At 60.5% G+C, this 16,082-nt stretch carries 13 protein-coding genes; 8 read left to right on the forward strand and 5 right to left on the reverse strand.

Annotated elements, in window-relative coordinates; all coding sequences use genetic code 11:
- Positions 1 to 187: 187 nt before the first annotated feature.
- The 3 genes from HQ912_RS11100 to HQ912_RS11110 all read left to right on the forward strand — a co-directional run bounded on the left by HQ912_RS11100 (position 188) and on the right by HQ912_RS11110 (position 2,630).
- Positions 188 to 913 (forward strand): hypothetical protein, encoded by a 726-nt coding sequence (locus HQ912_RS11100; protein WP_370695203.1) that lies wholly within the window; start codon positions 188 to 190, stop codon positions 911 to 913.
- 102 nt (positions 914 to 1,015) lie between these two features.
- A complete protein-coding gene (locus HQ912_RS11105; protein WP_047227884.1) occupies positions 1,016 to 1,801 on the forward strand; it encodes a sulfite exporter TauE/SafE family protein in 786 nt (261 codons plus the stop codon).
- Positions 1,802 to 2,081: 280 nt separating this feature from the next.
- On the forward strand, positions 2,082 to 2,630 hold the full coding sequence (locus tag HQ912_RS11110) for a DUF4174 domain-containing protein (RefSeq protein WP_076384005.1): 549 nt from the start codon (positions 2,082 to 2,084) through the stop codon (positions 2,628 to 2,630).
- 67 nt (positions 2,631 to 2,697) lie between these two features.
- Here HQ912_RS11110 and ampC read toward each other — a convergent pair whose 3' ends face one another.
- On the reverse strand, positions 2,698 to 3,846 hold the full coding sequence (gene ampC, locus HQ912_RS11115) for a class C beta-lactamase (protein WP_173406777.1): 1,149 nt from the start codon (positions 3,844 to 3,846) through the stop codon (positions 2,698 to 2,700).
- A gap of 251 nt (positions 3,847 to 4,097) precedes the next feature.
- Between ampC and HQ912_RS11120 the strand changes: the two genes are divergently transcribed.
- Positions 4,098 to 4,976, forward strand: a complete 879-nt coding sequence (locus tag HQ912_RS11120; RefSeq protein WP_139049627.1) for a Dyp-type peroxidase — start codon at positions 4,098 to 4,100, stop codon at positions 4,974 to 4,976.
- 90 nt (positions 4,977 to 5,066) lie between these two features.
- A complete protein-coding gene (locus HQ912_RS11125) occupies positions 5,067 to 5,813 on the forward strand; it encodes an SDR family oxidoreductase (RefSeq protein ID WP_076384007.1) in 747 nt (248 codons plus the stop codon).
- 150 nt (positions 5,814 to 5,963) lie between these two features.
- Here HQ912_RS11125 and mapR read toward each other — a convergent pair whose 3' ends face one another.
- The 3 genes from mapR to HQ912_RS11140 form a co-directional block, all read right to left on the reverse strand.
- Positions 5,964 to 7,373 (reverse strand): GntR family transcriptional regulator MpaR, encoded by a 1,410-nt coding sequence (mapR, locus tag HQ912_RS11130; RefSeq protein ID WP_076384008.1) that lies wholly within the window; start codon positions 7,371 to 7,373, stop codon positions 5,964 to 5,966.
- A gap of 164 nt (positions 7,374 to 7,537) precedes the next feature.
- Entirely contained in the window at positions 7,538 to 8,950 is a 1,413-nt protein-coding gene (gene ccoG / locus HQ912_RS11135; protein WP_173406778.1) for a cytochrome c oxidase accessory protein CcoG, read from the reverse strand.
- Between the two features lie 248 nt (positions 8,951 to 9,198).
- On the reverse strand, positions 9,199 to 9,435 hold the full coding sequence (locus HQ912_RS11140) for a DUF3203 family protein (RefSeq protein ID WP_047227771.1): 237 nt from the start codon (positions 9,433 to 9,435) through the stop codon (positions 9,199 to 9,201).
- A 136-nt stretch (positions 9,436 to 9,571) separates the two neighbouring features.
- Here HQ912_RS11140 and HQ912_RS11145 point away from each other — a divergent pair, with 136 nt between their 5' ends.
- The gene (locus HQ912_RS11145) at positions 9,572 to 10,072 is read left to right on the forward strand and encodes an MgtC/SapB family protein (protein ID WP_076384010.1); all 501 of its coding nucleotides are present in this window, start codon (positions 9,572 to 9,574) and stop codon (positions 10,070 to 10,072) included.
- 87 nt (positions 10,073 to 10,159) lie between these two features.
- Here the strand turns inward: HQ912_RS11145 and HQ912_RS11150 are convergent, their stop codons facing one another.
- The gene (locus HQ912_RS11150; protein ID WP_172833790.1) at positions 10,160 to 10,321 is read right to left on the reverse strand and encodes a hypothetical protein; all 162 of its coding nucleotides are present in this window, start codon (positions 10,319 to 10,321) and stop codon (positions 10,160 to 10,162) included.
- A gap of 221 nt (positions 10,322 to 10,542) precedes the next feature.
- Between HQ912_RS11150 and HQ912_RS11155 the strand changes: the two genes are divergently transcribed.
- Complete coding sequence (locus tag HQ912_RS11155; RefSeq protein WP_076384011.1) at positions 10,543 to 12,543, forward strand: alpha-1,4-glucan--maltose-1-phosphate maltosyltransferase; 2,001 nt, start codon at positions 10,543 to 10,545, stop codon at positions 12,541 to 12,543.
- 190 nt (positions 12,544 to 12,733) lie between these two features.
- Positions 12,734 to 16,078, forward strand: coding sequence for a maltose alpha-D-glucosyltransferase (treS, locus tag HQ912_RS11160; RefSeq protein WP_173406779.1), 3,345 nt, complete (start codon positions 12,734 to 12,736; stop codon positions 16,076 to 16,078).
- Positions 16,079 to 16,082 lie beyond the last annotated feature (4 nt).

Below are 16,082 nucleotides of genomic sequence, written 5' to 3' on the forward strand. Positions count from 1 at the left end.
AATCGCGATTAATCAATTAAAAAGTCATACTAATTGAGCGGGGCGGATCTTCCCCATCTGTGTGGTTTTCCCTCGTCCATCGCACTTTTACGTTTTTTGCCGCTCTATCCATGGCCAGGAAGCGGCGACCCCCACCGCCTCCCCAAGCCCAGACCGAGACTCGATGGCCGGTGTTTTTCATTTCGTGATGGTGTCGCGACGTCGCTGTTCAGCGCTGTTGGTCGGCGTGTTGATGTTGCTTGGCGGCGGTTGCAGTCATCAGCAGGGGCAAGACATGGTCACTCAGTTCAGCAACACCAGGCCTCAGGAACTGCTGCAGACCAGCGTTGACCGCATGGCCACACTGGCGATGCATGACAACCTGCAAAGCCTCTATCTGCTGATGAACAAGCTTTATCTGCGCAACCCCGAAGAGTTGCGCAAGTCCGGATTTCTCGACGCCCGTGCCGCGGAAAAGCAGGTGCGCCTGGCCATCGAGCAGCAACAGCCGTTACCGACCCTTGGCGGCAAGAAGGACCTGGCCGCCCTGAGCTATGCCATGAGCCCTGAGTTCCTGGGGGATCGGGTGGGGGCGTTCATCTACGCCATTGGCAGCATGCTGGTCACGGCCCATGGCAATCGTCTCGAGTTCTACATGACCGACGCGATCGACCCGCGCTTTGTCAGCAACGCGGCGCGCAACATCGAAAAAGCCACTTGGATACTCAGCCAACGACTGGACAAAGACGGCAAACCGCTGCTGTTTTCCAATGAGATTTCGGAGGAGGGCAGCAATCTCAGCTTTGCCGTGGAGTTTGGAAAAATCGTTGCGCGCCTGGACCTGCTGACCCAAATGCTGGACGAGCGCTACCGGCGGATCGGTCTGAACTATGCCCAGAGCCTGCTCTTTCTTAACTTCCTGCCGGTTCAGTAATGTCAGAGGAAAAGGGAATAAAGATAGATCACATTGGTATAGGTGGTTATAAGAAAAATCGCTATGCTCGCGCCCAGATTTTATTTCATGCGGTCGCGCTTAATGGATTTCGGTAATGTCGGTTTAGTCATAGCGGGCTTGGTTGTCGGTTTTATCGTCGGGATGACCGGCGTGGGCGGCGGTTCGCTGATGACCCCCATTCTGTTGTGGTTTGGTATCAACCCTGCAACCGCAGTGGGTACCGATCTGCTGTACGCGGCGATTACCAAGTCCGGCGGTGTATTGGTTCACGCCAAGAACCGCAACATCGATTGGGCCATCACCGGCTGGCTGACCTTGGGCAGTGTGCCGGCGGTAGGATTGACGCTGTGGTTTCTCAGCAGTCTGCACAGTTCGCCCGACGCCATGAACGCGATCATCAAGCAAGCCCTGGGTTTTGTGCTGTTCGCCACCGCCCTGGCGATTCTGTTCAAGAAACGCCTCCTGCAATTTGCCCATGATCGTGCGGGCGGCCACTACAATCCCACCGGCTCGCGGCTCAATGTACTCACCGTCGTCACTGGCCTGATATTGGGCGTCATGGTCGCACTGACCTCCATTGGCGCTGGCGCACTGGGCACTGTCGCACTGTTCATTCTCTATCCATTCCTGGTCACCAAGCGCCTGGTGGGCACTGAAATCGCCCACGCCGTACCGCTGACCCTGGTCGCTGGCCTGGGCCACGCCAGCATGGGCAACATGGACTGGCACATCCTGGGTTACCTGCTGGTCGGCTCGTTGCCGGGCATCTACCTGGGCAGTCACTTGTCGGGCCGCATTTCCGATGAGGTGCTGCGCCCATGCCTGGCAGTGATGCTGGCGATGATCGGGTTCAAGTTGGCGTTCTAACTAACCTGCGCACCAATCAATGTGGGAGCGAGCCTGCTCGCGATGAGGCCGGTACAGCAGAACATCTGCTTGATTGACTGTGCGCCATCGCGAGCAGGCTCGCTCCCACATAAGTTGTGCCCGACTCCTGTCACGAAATTGTTCATCTCCCACGCCACGGTTGCGCAATGACCCCTCTGGCCTAAGCTTCAAGGCAGGCAGGCGCGGTATTGGGCGACTGTCGCGGAACAATCGCCGCCATGCGCAATCAGTACAGCGTAGATATCAAAAGGAGAGGCGCATGCTCATTCGGTCGTTGACCTTCGCTACCTTGTTGGCCATTGCAGGTCCCTTGTTCGCCGCGGATGGCGACTCACCCTTGGCCGCGGACAAGGGCAAATCCCGCCCCTTGATTGTCATCGCGCCGAGCACCGTCGATCCTGCATGGGTCAGCCTGAAAAAAGCATTGGAGGAACCGGCCGGCAAACAGGGTTTTTCCGAGCGCAACCTGGTGCTTTACACCGTGCTCAACACGATGGGGCAGCGCGATGGCAAAGACCTGGACCCGCAAAGCACCATGGCGCTGATCCGTTCACTCAGGTTGGGGGCCGGTGCCCAGACCAAGATCATCCTGGTGGGCAAGGACGGAGAAAAGAAGCTTGAGCACTCAGGTGCGATTGAGCTGAAGGATATCTTCGACACCGTCGATAAACTGCCTCCAGCAGAAAAGGAAGCGGCGGCGCCAGCCCCGACTCCCGCGCCTGAAGCTGCGCCGGCCCAGGAAGGCAAGGGTGCCAAGGCAGGCAAGACGGGCAAACCGGTGACTGCGCCGAAGCCGCTGGAGGATTGATCGGGCAGGCGATGAGCTCCCTTTGTGGCGAGGGAGCAAGCTTCCTCGCCACAGTAATTTGCGTAGCCTATTGTTTCTCCAGCGCCGTCAGGATCTTGTGCGCGGCCTTCACCCGTTCCTCGATCGGGTAGTTTTTGTTTGCCAGCATCACGATCCCCATATCCTTTCCAGGAACGAACGCCGCATAGGCACCAAAGCCACCGGTCGAGCCAGTCTTGTTGATCCAGCTGTCGGCCGGCGCAGGCAGGGGTGGGTTGAGCGGCTCCACTTTTTGTGGCATCAGGGCCATCTGCGGTGCATTGCCGGCCAATAGCGCGTCAAGCGTGACGGGGTAGGGGTAGAACTCCCAACCCAACCCCTGGGTCATGCCATTGGCCTTGTAGAACCCGGTATGCGTCGTGGCGATGGCCTGTCGCAGATCGGCGTCCAGCTTTTCAGGCCGCAGGTTAGCCTCGATGAAGCGGATCAGGTCCGATGAACTGGTTTTCACGCCATAGGCCTCGGCGTCCAGCGCTCCCGGTCCGACCCGCACTGGCTTGCCGTCCTTCGCGTAGCCTTGGGCGTAACGGCTCAATTGATCCTTGGGCACCCGTACATAACTGTGCTTGAGGCCTAATCCCGGCATCAGTGTCTGTTCCATCACCTCATCGAACGGTCGTTCCAGGCTGCGGGCCGCCAGGTAGCCGAACAGGCCGATGCTCGGGTTTGAATAGAGCCGCTGGGTACCGGCCGGATAGAGTGGTTTCCAGGTCTTGTAGTAACTGAACATCCGGTCCGGATGGTCCGCTTCGCCAGGAAACTGCAACGGCAGGCCACCCGGCGTGTAGGTGGCAAGGTTGAGCAGGCTGATGCCTTTCAGGGCGCTGCCGCTCAGCTCGGGGGCGAAGCGACCGGCCGGGTCCGACAGCGACAGCTTGCCTTGGGCCTGGGCGTAGGCGCCGAGGGTGGCGGTGAAGGTCTTGCTGACCGAGCCGATTTCGAACAGCGTCTGGTCGGTCACTGCCTGCTTCGTGTCCTTGGAGGCCACCCCGTAATTGAAGTAATGACGTTCACCGTTGTGAGTGATTGCCACGGCCATGCCGGCGATGTCCTGTTGTTTCATCAAGGGCTGGATCACGGCATTGACGGTGTCTTCAACGCGCTCCTGGGCAAAGCCCGTTGTTGTGCCGCAGGCGATGAAAAAAGCGCCCGTAAGTATCGATTTGGCAATGTGCATGTCTGACCGTTCTCCATGAGTCCTGAGGGTGCCAGCCGCTCTGCCAGCAGCTTTGGGGGCACCCAATCTAGGGAGTTTTCCGATGTCCGGCAATCGGGATCCTTGCAGTTCGAACCGGGTTCCGAGTCATCTGACCGGGTTGCAAGAGACTTCCTACGAAAATCTTTAGCGTCCTGGCCTTCGACAGCCCATGGCAACCACACAAACCACTGGTCGCCGGGTAAACTTGCGCTCTTTCTAAAGGAGTCCACATGAGCTACTACCAGCCCGGCATTCTCGCCACCCCTGTTCCGCCTCAGGCCCGTCACTTGTTTTTTGCCCTGGAATCGGTCGAGGCGCTGCCGGCTGCGATCGATAAGCTTTTGTTGCAAGTCGATGATCGAGTAGTGATCGGCCTGGGCGAGTCGCTGGTCCAGGCGCTGGGTGCGCAGGTCGAAGGCCTGCGGGCGTTTCCGGCCCTGGCCGGCGTGGGCGTGGACAACCCTTCGACCCAGCACGCGCTGTGGTGCTGGCTACACGGCGAAGACCGTGGCGAGCTGCTGCACCGCAGCCGTGCCATCGAGGCCGCTCTGGCCCCGGCGTTGCGCCTGGTGCAGATGAACGAAACTTTCCGTCATATGACCGGCCATGACCTGACCGGTTATGAAGACGGCACTGAGAACCCTCACGATGAAGCGGCCATCGCCGCTGCCCTGGCTCAAGGTGTCGATGGAGTGCGCGGTGGCAGTTTTGCGGCGATCCAGCAGTGGCAACACGATCTGGATGGTTTCGCCGCCATGCAACCCCATGAGCGCGACAACATCATGGGCCGGCGCCTGAGCGACAACGAGGAAATCGACGATGCCCCGGAGTCGGCCCACGTCAAACGCACCGCCCAGGAAAGCTTCGCCCCGGAAGCCTTCGTCGTACGCCGTTCCATGCCGTGGATTGAAGGGGATCGCGCAGGCCTGATGTTCCTGGCGTTCGGTTTCTCCCTCGACGCTTTCGAGGCTCAACTGCGGCGCATGAGCGGCCTGGAGGACGGTATCACCGACGGCCTGTATCGCATGAGCCGGCCGATCACGGGGGGCTACTACTGGTGCCCGCCGTTGCTGGATGGACGTCTGGATCTGCGGGCTTTGGCTCGCTGAGCCAAGCGCAAGCACAACGGCTTGTGCAAAAGCGCAGCGTGAACGCTATTCTTGGGCCGGACGTCTATCCGTGCAATGGGGAGAGCAAACGTGGATAAGGTCATCGTTATCACCGGTGGCGGCCGCGGGATCGGGGCGGCCACGGCGCTGTTGGCTGCCGACCTGGGCTATCGGATCTGCATCAATTACCAGTCTGATGAAGGCGCCGCGCAGGATGTGCTCGGACAGGTCCGGGCCAAGGGCGCCCAGGCGATTGCCGTGCGGGCGGATGTCAGCATCGAAGACGAAGTGGTCGCGCTGTTCGATCGTGTGGACGCTGAGTTGGGTCGCGTCACCGCTTTGGTGAACAACGCCGGCACGGTCGCTCACAAGTCCCGACTCGACGAAATGTCCGAGTTCCGCATTCTCAAGATCATGAAGACCAACGTGCTGGGGCCAATCCTCTGCGCCAAGCACGCGGTGTTGCGCATGTCGCCCAGGCATGGCGGGCAAGGTGGCAGTATTGTGAACGTCTCCTCGGTGGCCGCCCGCCTGGGCGCGCCGGGCGAGTATGTCGACTACGCGGCCTCCAAAGGCGCGCTGGACACGTTCACCATTGGCCTGTCCAAGGAAGTCGCTGGAGAAGGTATCCGCGTCAATGCGGTTCGCCCAGGTTATATCTACACCGATTTTCATGCCCTCAGCGGCGACCCGGACCGGGTCAGCAAGCTGGAGTCGGCAATCCCCATGGCCCGTGGCGGCCGTCCCGATGAAGTGGCTGAAGCGATTATCTGGTTGCTGTCGGACAAGGCTTCGTATGCGACCGGGACGTTTGTGGATTTGGGGGGCGGGCGCTGAGCTTTGAAATGTAAGTTGTCGGTTCTGCCGCCATCGCGAGCAGGCTCGCTCCCACATGAGATCTGCTGAGTAGCTGAGAGATTCGTCTCGCCGCAAACCCACTGTGGGAGCGAGCCTGCTCGCGATGGGGCAATAACAGACAACCCCATATCAAAACGACCGAATAATCCGGCCCAACGTCTCCATGGCTTTCTCCGACACTTCGGTCCACGGGCTGCCGTAGTTCAAACGGATGCAATTGCCGAAACGCCGGGTCGGTGAAAAGATCGGCCCAGGAGCGATGCTGATGCCTTGGGCCAAGGCCATCTGGAACAGTTTCAGCGAGTCCATCTGCTCCGGCAGTTCCAGCCACAGGAAATACCCGCCCGCCGGCTGGCTGACGCGGGTCTGTGCGGGGAAGTAGCGGGCGATGGCGGCGAGCATGGCGCTTTGCTGTTCTTCCAGGGCGTAGCGCAGTTTGCGCAGATGACGATCATAACCACCGTGTTGCAGGTAATCGGCGATGGCCGCCTGGGCCGGCATCGAGGCGCACAGTGACGTCATGAGTTTGAGCCGTTCGATCTTCTGTGCGTAACGCCCGGCGGCGACCCAGCCGATGCGATAGCCCGGCGCCAGGCTCTTGGCGAACGAACCGCAATGCATCACCAGCCCTTCGGTGTCGAACGCCTTGGCCGGCTTGGGTGCCTGCTGGCCGTAATAGAGTTCTGCGTACACATCGTCCTCGATCAGCGGCACCTGATGACGGCGTAGCAACTCCACCAACGCCTGTTTTCTTTCCTCGGGCATGGTCGCGCCCATGGGGTTCTGGAAACTGGTCATGCACCAGCATGCTTTGATCGGGTGGCGCTCCAGCGTCTGCTCCAATACATCCAGATCGATGCCGTCGCGTGGGTGCACCGGAATTTCCACTGCCTTGAGCTTGAGCCGCTCCAGCACTTGCAGGCTGGCGTAGAACGCCGGGGCCTCGATGGCCACCAGGTCGCCGGGCTCGGTGACGGCTTGCAGGCACAGGTTCAAGGCTTCCAGGGCGCCATTGGTGACCAGCAGTTCTTCCATGGGCAGCATCAGCCCGCCGACCATGTAGCGCAGGGCGATCTGTCGGCGCAATTGCGGATTGCCCGGTGACATGTCCGTGACCACCATTCGGGGGTCCATATCCCGCGTTGCGCTGGACAGCGAGCGGGACAGTCGTTGCAGGGGAAACAGGGTCGGGCTGGGGAACGCCGAACCGAACGGTACGGTGGCTGGATCCTTGATCGAGTCCAACACCGAAAACACCAGCTCGCTGACGTCGACTTCGGTGCTGTCGTGCACCTGGGTGCTGATCACCGGCTCGGCGAACGGATTCGGTGCATGGGCGTTGACGAAGTAGCCGGAGCGCGGACGAGCCCGGATCAGGCCACGACGCTCCAGCAGGTAGTAGGCCTGGAACACCGTGGACGGGCTGACGCCGTAGGTCTGGCTGGCATAACGCACCGATGGCACACGCTGCCCTGGGCCCAGCACGCCGGAGCGGATCAGCTCAGCGATGTCGTCGGCGAATTTCTCGTAGCGTTTCATAGCGGGCCCGCTCTTGAACAATTCAGGGGGTAACGCACGGCTTGCGCAGTTACCTGTGGGAGCGAGCCTGCTCGCGATGGGGCCGGTACATTCAATGTTGATATTGTTTGACCGTCCGCCATCGCGAGCAGGCTCGCTCCCACAAAGGTTCGGCATCTTAAGCCTCAACGATTTATCGGCGCCACAAAGCGGCTCGTGGCCTCACTGAAAGTCCCAGGCTCGTCACTGTCGGCCACCTTGAAGACCATTTCCCGGGAGCCGCTACGGGGCCGTTCGCTGAGCATTGCCACCGACACCGGTACGTCGAGGATTTCCCCCGGCGCCAGGCTCAGTTGCGTTTTGCCCTGCAGGACAAAACCTTCGGCGTCCGCCAGGGACAGCTGATAATCCTGGCGCTGCTGGGTCTTGTTGATGATTTTCAGGCTGTAGATGTTCTCGATCTGGCCCAGGCTGTTTTCGCGGAACAGCCCACGGTCCTTGGTCACGTCCAGCGACACCATGGGGCGTTCTGCCAGCGCCACGGCCAAGGCCCCGATCATCACCAGCAGCACGGCGGTATAGCCAATCAACCGCGGTCGCAGCAGGCGAGTCCTGCCACCTTGCAACTGATGTTCAGAGGTGTACTTGATCAGGCCACGGGCATAACCCATCTTGTCCATGATCGAATCGCAGGCATCGATGCAGGCGGCGCACCCGATGCACTCCATTTGCAGGCCGTCGCGAATGTCGATGCCGGTGGGGCAGACCTGCACGCACATCTGGCAATCGATGCAATCGCCCAAACCCACATTGGCCGGGTTCACTTCGCGCTTGCGCGGGCCACGGATGTCGCCACGGGCGGTGTCATAGGAAATGGTCAGGGTGTCCTTATCGAACATCACGCTCTGAAATCGTGCATAGGGGCACATGTGCATGCACACCGCTTCACGCAGCCAGCCGGCGTTGAGGTAGGTGGCGCCGGTAAAGAACAGCACCCAGAACAGACTGACACCGGCCATTTGCAGGGTCAGAAGTTCTTCGGCCAGCGGGCGGATCGGCGTGAAATAACCGACAAAGGTCAAGCCGGTGAGCAGGCTGATTGCCAGCCACAACGTATGTTTGGCTGAGCGACGCAGCAGCTTGTTCAAGGTCCAGGGCGCCGCCTGCAGCTTGATCCGCTGGTGCCGTTCGCCTTCGGTGATTTTCTCGCACCACATGAAGATCCAGGTCCAGGAACTCTGCGGGCAGGTGTAGCCGCACCACACCCGACCGGCAAATACGGTGATCGCGAACAGGCCGAAGGCGGCGATGATCAGCAGTGCCGACAGCAGGATGAAATCCTGGGGCCAGAAGGTCGCGCCAAAAATGTGGAATTTGCTTTCGGCGAGGTCCCAGAGCACCGCCTGGCGGTCGCCCCAGTTCAGCCACACCGTACCGAAAAACAGCAGGAACAGAAGCCCTGCACCGCTGATGCGCAAAGTGCGGAACAAACCGGTGAAGCTGCGGGTGTGGATCAGGTTATCGGTGGTCCGGGCCTTTATCTTCGTCGGCGCGGGTTCGAAGTGCTGTATCAACTGGACGGGGATTCTTTCGCTCATGGTCGGTCGCTCCTCAGCCTGTAACTGGCCGGCGCACTATGACCATCGAACTGTTTTCATAACAGACTCAGGTATATCGATAAAAACCGGATCAGATGCCGTGAGGCCCTGGCCCTGCGACACTTTGATGCATCCAGATCAGGCGAACAGATCTCGTTGGCGAAGACCGCCGTGGGAGCAAGGCTTGCTCCCACGCAGCCTCTCTGCACAGAGGACGATTTTCTCTTCAATCAAAGGGACAAAGGGATTCAGATCACCGAATCGCTATCAGTCGCCTTGAGGTTCTTACGCCCATCGACCGCCCCGGCCACGGTCAGGGCATCGGCTTGCGCCTCGGTGATGTACACCCGGCCGCCGTTGAGATCCACCGCCGACATGGCTTTTTCCGCATCAGTGATAACGGTCAACTCGCTGGCGGGTCGCTGTTCGTTGAACTCTTCGGTGTCGAAGGTGCAGATGTGGTTGCTATCGATATTGAAACTCATGGTTAGGTTTCCTTCTGGATGTCCTGAACGTTAGGCGTCGGCCCGCAGCCGCGGTTCGTTGCGTCTGATCAGCGGTCGAGCGCACCTCTGGCCTGGCTTGCGGTCCATCGTTTATCGACTGGAAAGAGGACCGTTCATGGACGCCTGGTGGCATGAAGTCTGGATAACCCTGCAATCGGAATTCGCCGATATCACCGATGCGCAGCAGATGACGCGGGTAACCGTACGCCTGCTGATGGCTGCGTTGTTGGGCGGCATCTTGGGTTTTGAGCGTGAACACAAGGGCAAGGCCGCCGGGGTCCGGACCCATATGCTGGTGGCCTTGGGGGCGGCGCTGTTTGTGCTGGTGCCGCAGATGTCCGGCTCCGAGGCTGACGCCATGAGCCGTGTGGTGCAGGGCGTTATCGCCGGCATCGGTTTCCTGGGCGCGGGCACTATCCTCAAGGGCAACGATAGTGACGAAAGCCATGTAAAAGGCCTGACCACCGCCGCCGGCCTGTGGATGACCGCCGCCATCGGCGTCGCCGCCGGGCTGGGGCGCGAGTCCACGGCAGTGCTCAGTACGGTATTGGCGCTGGCGATCTTCAGCGTAATGCCGCTGATTGTCCGGGCGCTGGAGAAGGAGGAAAAGCCGTGACCGCGATCTCCAGCCAGAACACATAATCCTGTGTGGAGCGAGCAAGCCCGCTCCCACAGGTTTTTTGTTATCCACTAGGCTGTTGGTTCAAACCCGCTCCGGCGCCTCGCTCGGCGGGTCGCCCAGAGGAGGCTGGGGATCAAGCGGCGGGTCTTTTTCCGGGATCGGTTCCGGCTCGGGGCCGGGTGGCGGCAGGGTGGGGTCGTCAATGTTGGGGTCGGGTGTTTCAGCCGGGATGGGAATATTCATCAGGACGGGTCTCCGTGACGCACATGGCTTGAGTCGTGCTTAACCTTGTTGACCACCCTGCGCCTGGTTTGATCCCGCTGCCATCGGGGCAAATCACTCTGAACTTTTAACCGTCGGTTCGGTTCGGAGTTTAAGTGAGTTTTTTCAGGGATCCATCCTTTCAAGGACTACTGGGCCTTTACCGCCACAACGTCCATGGGGCGTAAAAGGAGCGATGCTCGATGACTGCTGAACAACACCCGACTGACCTGTCGTACAACCCGCATTTGCCATTGTCCCAGGCCCTGTTACTGCCGCGTATTGCCATTGAAAGCACCATGCCGGTCATCGAAGGCGGGCAATTCGCCGCCAAGGCCGTGGCCGGGCAGGACGTGACGGTGACCAGCAAAGTCTTCGCCGACGGTCATGACAAATTAGCCGTGCATATCCTTTGGCGCGCGCTGAAGGATGAGTCGTGGAACAGCGCGGTCATGACCGAGCTGGGCAATAACGGCTGGCTAGGCCAGTTCAATGTGCCCGAGCAGGGCTTCTATGTGTTCCGCATCGAGGCCTGGATCGACCAGTTCGCCAGTTTCCGCTACGAGCTGGAGAAAAAATTCGCGGCCGGCGTGCCCATCAGCCTGGAATTGCAGGAAGGACGCAATCAGGTGCAGATGGCGGCCGAGCGCAGCGAAGGTGAGCTGAGGGAGCAATTGACCGCGTTGCACCATGAGCTTTCCGGCCTGTTGCCAGCTGAGCAGGTGGCATTGTTCCTGGCACCCCGCAGTGCCGGTCTCATGTCCCAGGCCGATCATCGCCCCTATTTGAGTATCAGCCCGCAATACCCTCTGGACGTCGAACGCAAGTTGGCCGAGTTCGCCAGTTGGTACGAGCTTTTTCCCCGCTCGATCACCGATGATCCCAAGCGTCATGGCACCTTCAATGACGTGCATTCGCGTCTGGCGGTGATCCAGGACATGGGGTTCGATGTGCTGTACTTCCCGCCGATCCACCCCATCGGTCGCAGCTTTCGCAAGGGCCCGAACAACTCCCTCACCGCCGGTCCCGACGATCCGGGCAGCCCTTATGCCATCGGGAGCGAGGAGGGCGGTCACGAAGCGATTCACCCGCAGTTGGGCTCGCGCGAGGATTTTCGGCGTCTGGTGGCCGCGGCGGCCGACCATGGCCTGGAGATCGCGTTGGACTTTGCTATCCAGTGTTCCCAGGACCACCCGTGGCTCAAGCAGCATCCGGGCTGGTTCAGCTGGCGGCCGGACGGCACGATCAAATATGCGGAAAACCCGCCGAAGAAATACCAGGACATCGTCAACGTCGATTTCTACGCCGCGGATGCGATTCCCAGCCTGTGGCTGGAGCTGCGGGACGTGGTGGTGGGGTGGGTCAATGAGGGCGTGAAGATCTTCCGTGTCGACAATCCCCACACCAAGCCGTTGCCGTTCTGGCAGTGGTTGATTGCCGATGTGCGGGCCCAGCACCCTGAAGTGATGTTCCTCGCCGAAGCCTTCACCACGCCGGCCATGATGGCGCGCCTGGGCAAGGTCGGTTATTCCCAGAGCTACACCTATTTCACCTGGCGCAATACCAAGACCGAACTGGCGACGTATTTCACCGAGCTCAACGAATCTCCGTTACGCGAGTGCTACCGGCCGAACTTTTTCGTCAACACGCCGGACATCAACCCGGCGTTTCTCCATGAGTCGGGGCGCGCCGGGTTTCTGATCCGCGCGGCCCTGGCGACCATGGGCTCGGGCCTGTGGGGCATGTACTCGGGGTTTGAATTGTGCGAATCGGCGCCAGTGCCGGGCAAGGAGGAATACCTCGACTCGGAGAAGTATGAGATCCGCCCCCGGGACTTCACCGCGCCGGGCAACATCATTGCCGAAATCGCCCAGCTCAACCGCATCCGCCGGCAAAACCCGGCGCTGCATACGCACTTGGGCCTGACGATCTACAACGCCTGGAACGACAACATCCTGTACTTCGGCAAACGCACCGCCGATGGCAGCAATTTCATTCTGGTGGCAGTGAGTCTCGACCCGCATACCCCGCAGGAAGCCAATTTCGAGTTGCCGCTGTGGGAAATGGGGCTGCCGGACGATGCCCAGACCCAAGGCGAGGATTTGATGAGCGGGCATCGTTGGACGTGGTATGGCAAGTACCAGTTCATGCGTATCGACCCGGCCTACCAACCGTTCGGGATATGGCGGATCAGCGTGGCGTAAGGCTGTGGGAGCAAGGCTTGCCCGCGATGAAGTTGACGCGCTCTTCAGGGGAATCGAGGCGCCTGTATCGCGAGCAAGCTTTGCTCCCACAAAGTGAGGATAAATCCCCTCGCCACAAAAAGGCCCCACGACGCAAAAAGACCTTACAAGCCTGTTTCAGCGGCTTTACAGAATTTCTCAGGAGTTGCAAATGGCGAAGAAACCCCGGTCTGCCACCTTTATCAAAGACCCGCTCTGGTACAAGGACGCGGTGATTTATCAGGTCCACGTCAAATCCTATTTCGATTCCAATAACGACGGGATCGGTGACTTTCCCGGATTGATCGAAAAGCTCGACTACATCGCCGATCTGGGCGTCAACACGATCTGGCTGCTGCCGTTCTATCCTTCGCCCAGGCGCGATGATGGCTACGACATCGCCGAGTACCGAGGTGTCAGCCCCGACTACGGCACCATGGCCGATGCGCGGCGTTTCATCGCCGAAGCCCACAAGCGTAATCTGCGGGTGATCACCGAGCTGGTCATCAACCACACCTCCGACCAGCATCCATGGTTCCAGCGCGCGCGCAAAGCCAAGCCGGGTTCGAAGGCGCGGGATTTTTACGTCTGGTCCGACGACGACCACAAGTACGATGGCACGCGGATCATTTTCCTCGACACCGAGAAATCCAACTGGACTTGGGATCCGGTAGCCGGCCAATACTTCTGGCACCGTTTCTATTCCCACCAGCCGGACCTCAACTTCGATAACCCCCAAGTGATCAAAGCCGTACTGTCGGTGATGCGCTACTGGCTGGACATGGGCATCGACGGCCTGCGCCTGGATGCGATCCCGTACCTGATCGAGCGCGACGGCACCAACAACGAGAACCTGCCCGAGACCCACGACGTCCTCAAGCAGATCCGCGCCGAGATCGATGCCAATTACCCCGACCGTATGCTGTTGGCCGAGGCCAACCAGTGGCCGGAAGACACCCAGTTGTACTTCGGCGATGTCGACGCCCAGGGTTTGAACGGTGACGAATGCCACATGGCGTTCCATTTCCCGCTGATGCCGCGCATGTACATGGCGCTGGCCCAGGAAGACCGCTTCCCCATCACCGACATTCTCCGCCAGACCCCGGAAATTCCGGCCAATTGCCAGTGGGCGATTTTCCTGCGCAACCACGATGAGTTGACCCTGGAGATGGTCACCGACAAGGAGCGCGACTACCTGTGGAATTACTACGCGGCCGACCGTCGGGCGCGGATTAACCTGGGGATCCGCCGACGTCTGGCGCCGCTGATGGAGCGCGACCGCCGCCGTGTCGAGTTGCTCAACAGCCTGCTGCTGTCGATGCCCGGCACGCCGACCTTGTACTACGGCGATGAAATCGGCATGGGCGACAACATCTACCTGGGCGACCGCGACGGCGTGCGCACGCCGATGCAGTGGTCGATCGACCGCAACGGTGGTTTCTCCCGCGCCGACCCGGCCAGCCTGGTACTGCCGCCGATCATGGACCCGCAATACGGCTACCAGTCGGTCAACGTCGAGACCCAGGCCGGCGATCCTCATTCATTGCTGAACTGGACCCGGCGGATGCTGGCGGTGCGCAAGCAGTCCAAGGCCTTTGGTCGTGGCACGCTGAAGATGCTCTCGCCAAGCAACCGCCGGATCCTGGCTTATACCCGCGAATACACCGGCCCCGATGGCAAGCACGAAGTCATCCTGTGCGTGGCCAACGTGTCTCGTAGCGCCCAGGCCGCCGAACTGGACCTGTCGGCCTATGCCGGGATGGTCCCGGTGGAAATGCTGGGGGGCAATGCCTTCCCGCCCATCGGCCAGCTGAATTTCCTGCTGACCCTGCCGCCGTATGGGTTCTACTGGTTTGCCCTGGCAACAGAAAACCAGATGCCGAGCTGGCATGTGGAGCCGGCCCAGAGCTTGCCGGACTTCACCACCCTGGTGCTGAAGAAACGCCTGGAAGAACTGCTTGAAGCACCGTCGCGCACCACGCTGGAGCAAACCATCCTGCCGAGCTGGCTGCAGAACCGTCGCTGGTTTGCCGGCAAAGACAGCGCGATCGAGAAGGTCAATATTGTCTATGGCGTGCGTTTCGGCGATCCGCAGCACCCGGTGCTGCTCAGCGAAATCGACGTCACCAGCGCTGGCCAGACACTGCGTTATCAACTGCCCTTCGGTCTGCTGGCCGAAGACCAGGTGGGCGCGGCGTTGCCGCAGCAATTGGCACTGTCTCGGGTTCGCCGGGTTCGTCAGGTCGGTTTGATCACCGATGCGTTCAGCCTGGAAAGTTTCGTGCGGGCGGTTCTGCAAAGTATGCAGGCCAATACGGTGCTGCCTTGCAGCGAAGGCGAGCTGCGGTTTGAACCCACCGAAGGCCTGGCCCCATTGAACTTGGGAGACGAGCCGGAGGTGCGTTACCTGTCCGCCGAGCAGTCCAACAGTTCGGTGGTGGTGGGCGGCAGTCTGGTGCTCAAACTGATCCGCAAAGTGGCGTCGGGCGTACACCCGGAGCTGGAAATGAGTGCCTACCTGACAGCCGCAGGTTTCAGCAATATTTCGCCGCTGCTCGGTTCGGTGATTCGCCGTGACACCGAGGGCGAAGATGCGCTGCTGATGATCGCCCAAGGCTACCTGAGCAATCAGGGCGACGCCTGGGAATGGACCCAGAACAACCTCGAACGCGCCCTGCGTGATGAGCTGGCCGATGCCGTGTCCGAGCAGGAACAGCACTACAACGCCTTGGGCGAACTCAAGGACTTCGCCGGCATGCTCGGCCAGCGCCTGGGGGAAATGCACGAGGTACTGGCTCAGGCCACCGATAACCCGGACTTCGCGCCCCAGGCCACCAACGCCAAGGAGGCCCAGGCCATCGGCAAGGATGTGGCCGCGCAGGTTGAGAACGCCTTGCGCCTGCTCAAGCAGAACCAGGGCCAATTGAACCCGGCGGACCAGGCCTTGGTCGCCCGCTTGCTGGAACACAAGAAGACCGTTCTGGCGCACATCCAGGAACTGGCCGGCAAGGCTGTCGGTGGCTTGCGCATCCGCGTCCACGGCGACCTGCACCTGGGGCAGGTACTGGTGATCAAGGGCGACGCCTACCTGATCGACTTCGAGGGCGAGCCGGCACGACCACTGCATGAGCGCCGCGGCAAGCACAGCCCGTACAAGGACGTCAGCGGCGTGCTGCGCTCCTTCGATTACGCAGCCGCCATGGCGATCCACCTGAACACCGTCGACAGCACCGCCGACGCCGACGCGGCACGGCAACGGGTGGCTGATCGTTATTTGAAAGAGGCCCGTCAGGCATTTGTTGAGGCATATCGGCTGGCGGCAGCTAGTCTTGCCCATGAGTGGAAGGATGCTGAAGGCGAAGACGCCGCACTGGCGTTGTTCGGCCTGGAGAAGGCGGCCTATGAAGTGGCCTATGAAGCCGAGAATCGCCCCGCCTGGCTGCCCGTGCCATTGCACGGTCTGTACGGGTTATTGAGCGGGCTGAAACCCTTTTCCGACTTAGCCGGACCGATTTAGTGGA

Origin of the sequence: Pseudomonas sp. MPDS (assembly GCF_013283895.1) — a bacterium.
GTDB lineage: Bacteria > Pseudomonadota > Gammaproteobacteria > Pseudomonadales > Pseudomonadaceae > Aquipseudomonas > Aquipseudomonas rhizophila.

Coding starts and splice junctions, on each gene's coding strand:
- ccoG (WP_173406778.1), bottom strand. CDS start 8,950: ATGAGCGAAAGAATCCCCGTCCAGTTGATACAGCACTTCGAACCCGCG.
- treS (WP_173406779.1), top strand. CDS start 12,734: ATGGCGAAGAAACCCCGGTCTGCCACCTTTATCAAAGACCCGCTCTGG.
- HQ912_RS11105 (WP_047227884.1), top strand. CDS start 1,016: ATGGATTTCGGTAATGTCGGTTTAGTCATAGCGGGCTTGGTTGTCGGT.
- HQ912_RS11140 (WP_047227771.1), bottom strand. CDS start 9,435: ATGAGTTTCAATATCGATAGCAACCACATCTGCACCTTCGACACCGAA.
- mapR (WP_076384008.1), bottom strand. CDS start 7,373: ATGAAACGCTACGAGAAATTCGCCGACGACATCGCTGAGCTGATCCGC.
- HQ912_RS11150 (WP_172833790.1), bottom strand. CDS start 10,321: ATGAATATTCCCATCCCGGCTGAAACACCCGACCCCAACATTGACGAC.
- HQ912_RS11155 (WP_076384011.1), top strand. CDS start 10,543: ATGACTGCTGAACAACACCCGACTGACCTGTCGTACAACCCGCATTTG.
- HQ912_RS11145 (WP_076384010.1), top strand. CDS start 9,572: ATGGACGCCTGGTGGCATGAAGTCTGGATAACCCTGCAATCGGAATTC.
- ampC (WP_173406777.1), bottom strand. CDS start 3,846: ATGCACATTGCCAAATCGATACTTACGGGCGCTTTTTTCATCGCCTGC.
- HQ912_RS11120 (WP_139049627.1), top strand. CDS start 4,098: ATGAGCTACTACCAGCCCGGCATTCTCGCCACCCCTGTTCCGCCTCAG.
- HQ912_RS11100 (WP_370695203.1), top strand. CDS start 188: ATGGTGTCGCGACGTCGCTGTTCAGCGCTGTTGGTCGGCGTGTTGATG.
- HQ912_RS11110 (WP_076384005.1), top strand. CDS start 2,082: ATGCTCATTCGGTCGTTGACCTTCGCTACCTTGTTGGCCATTGCAGGT.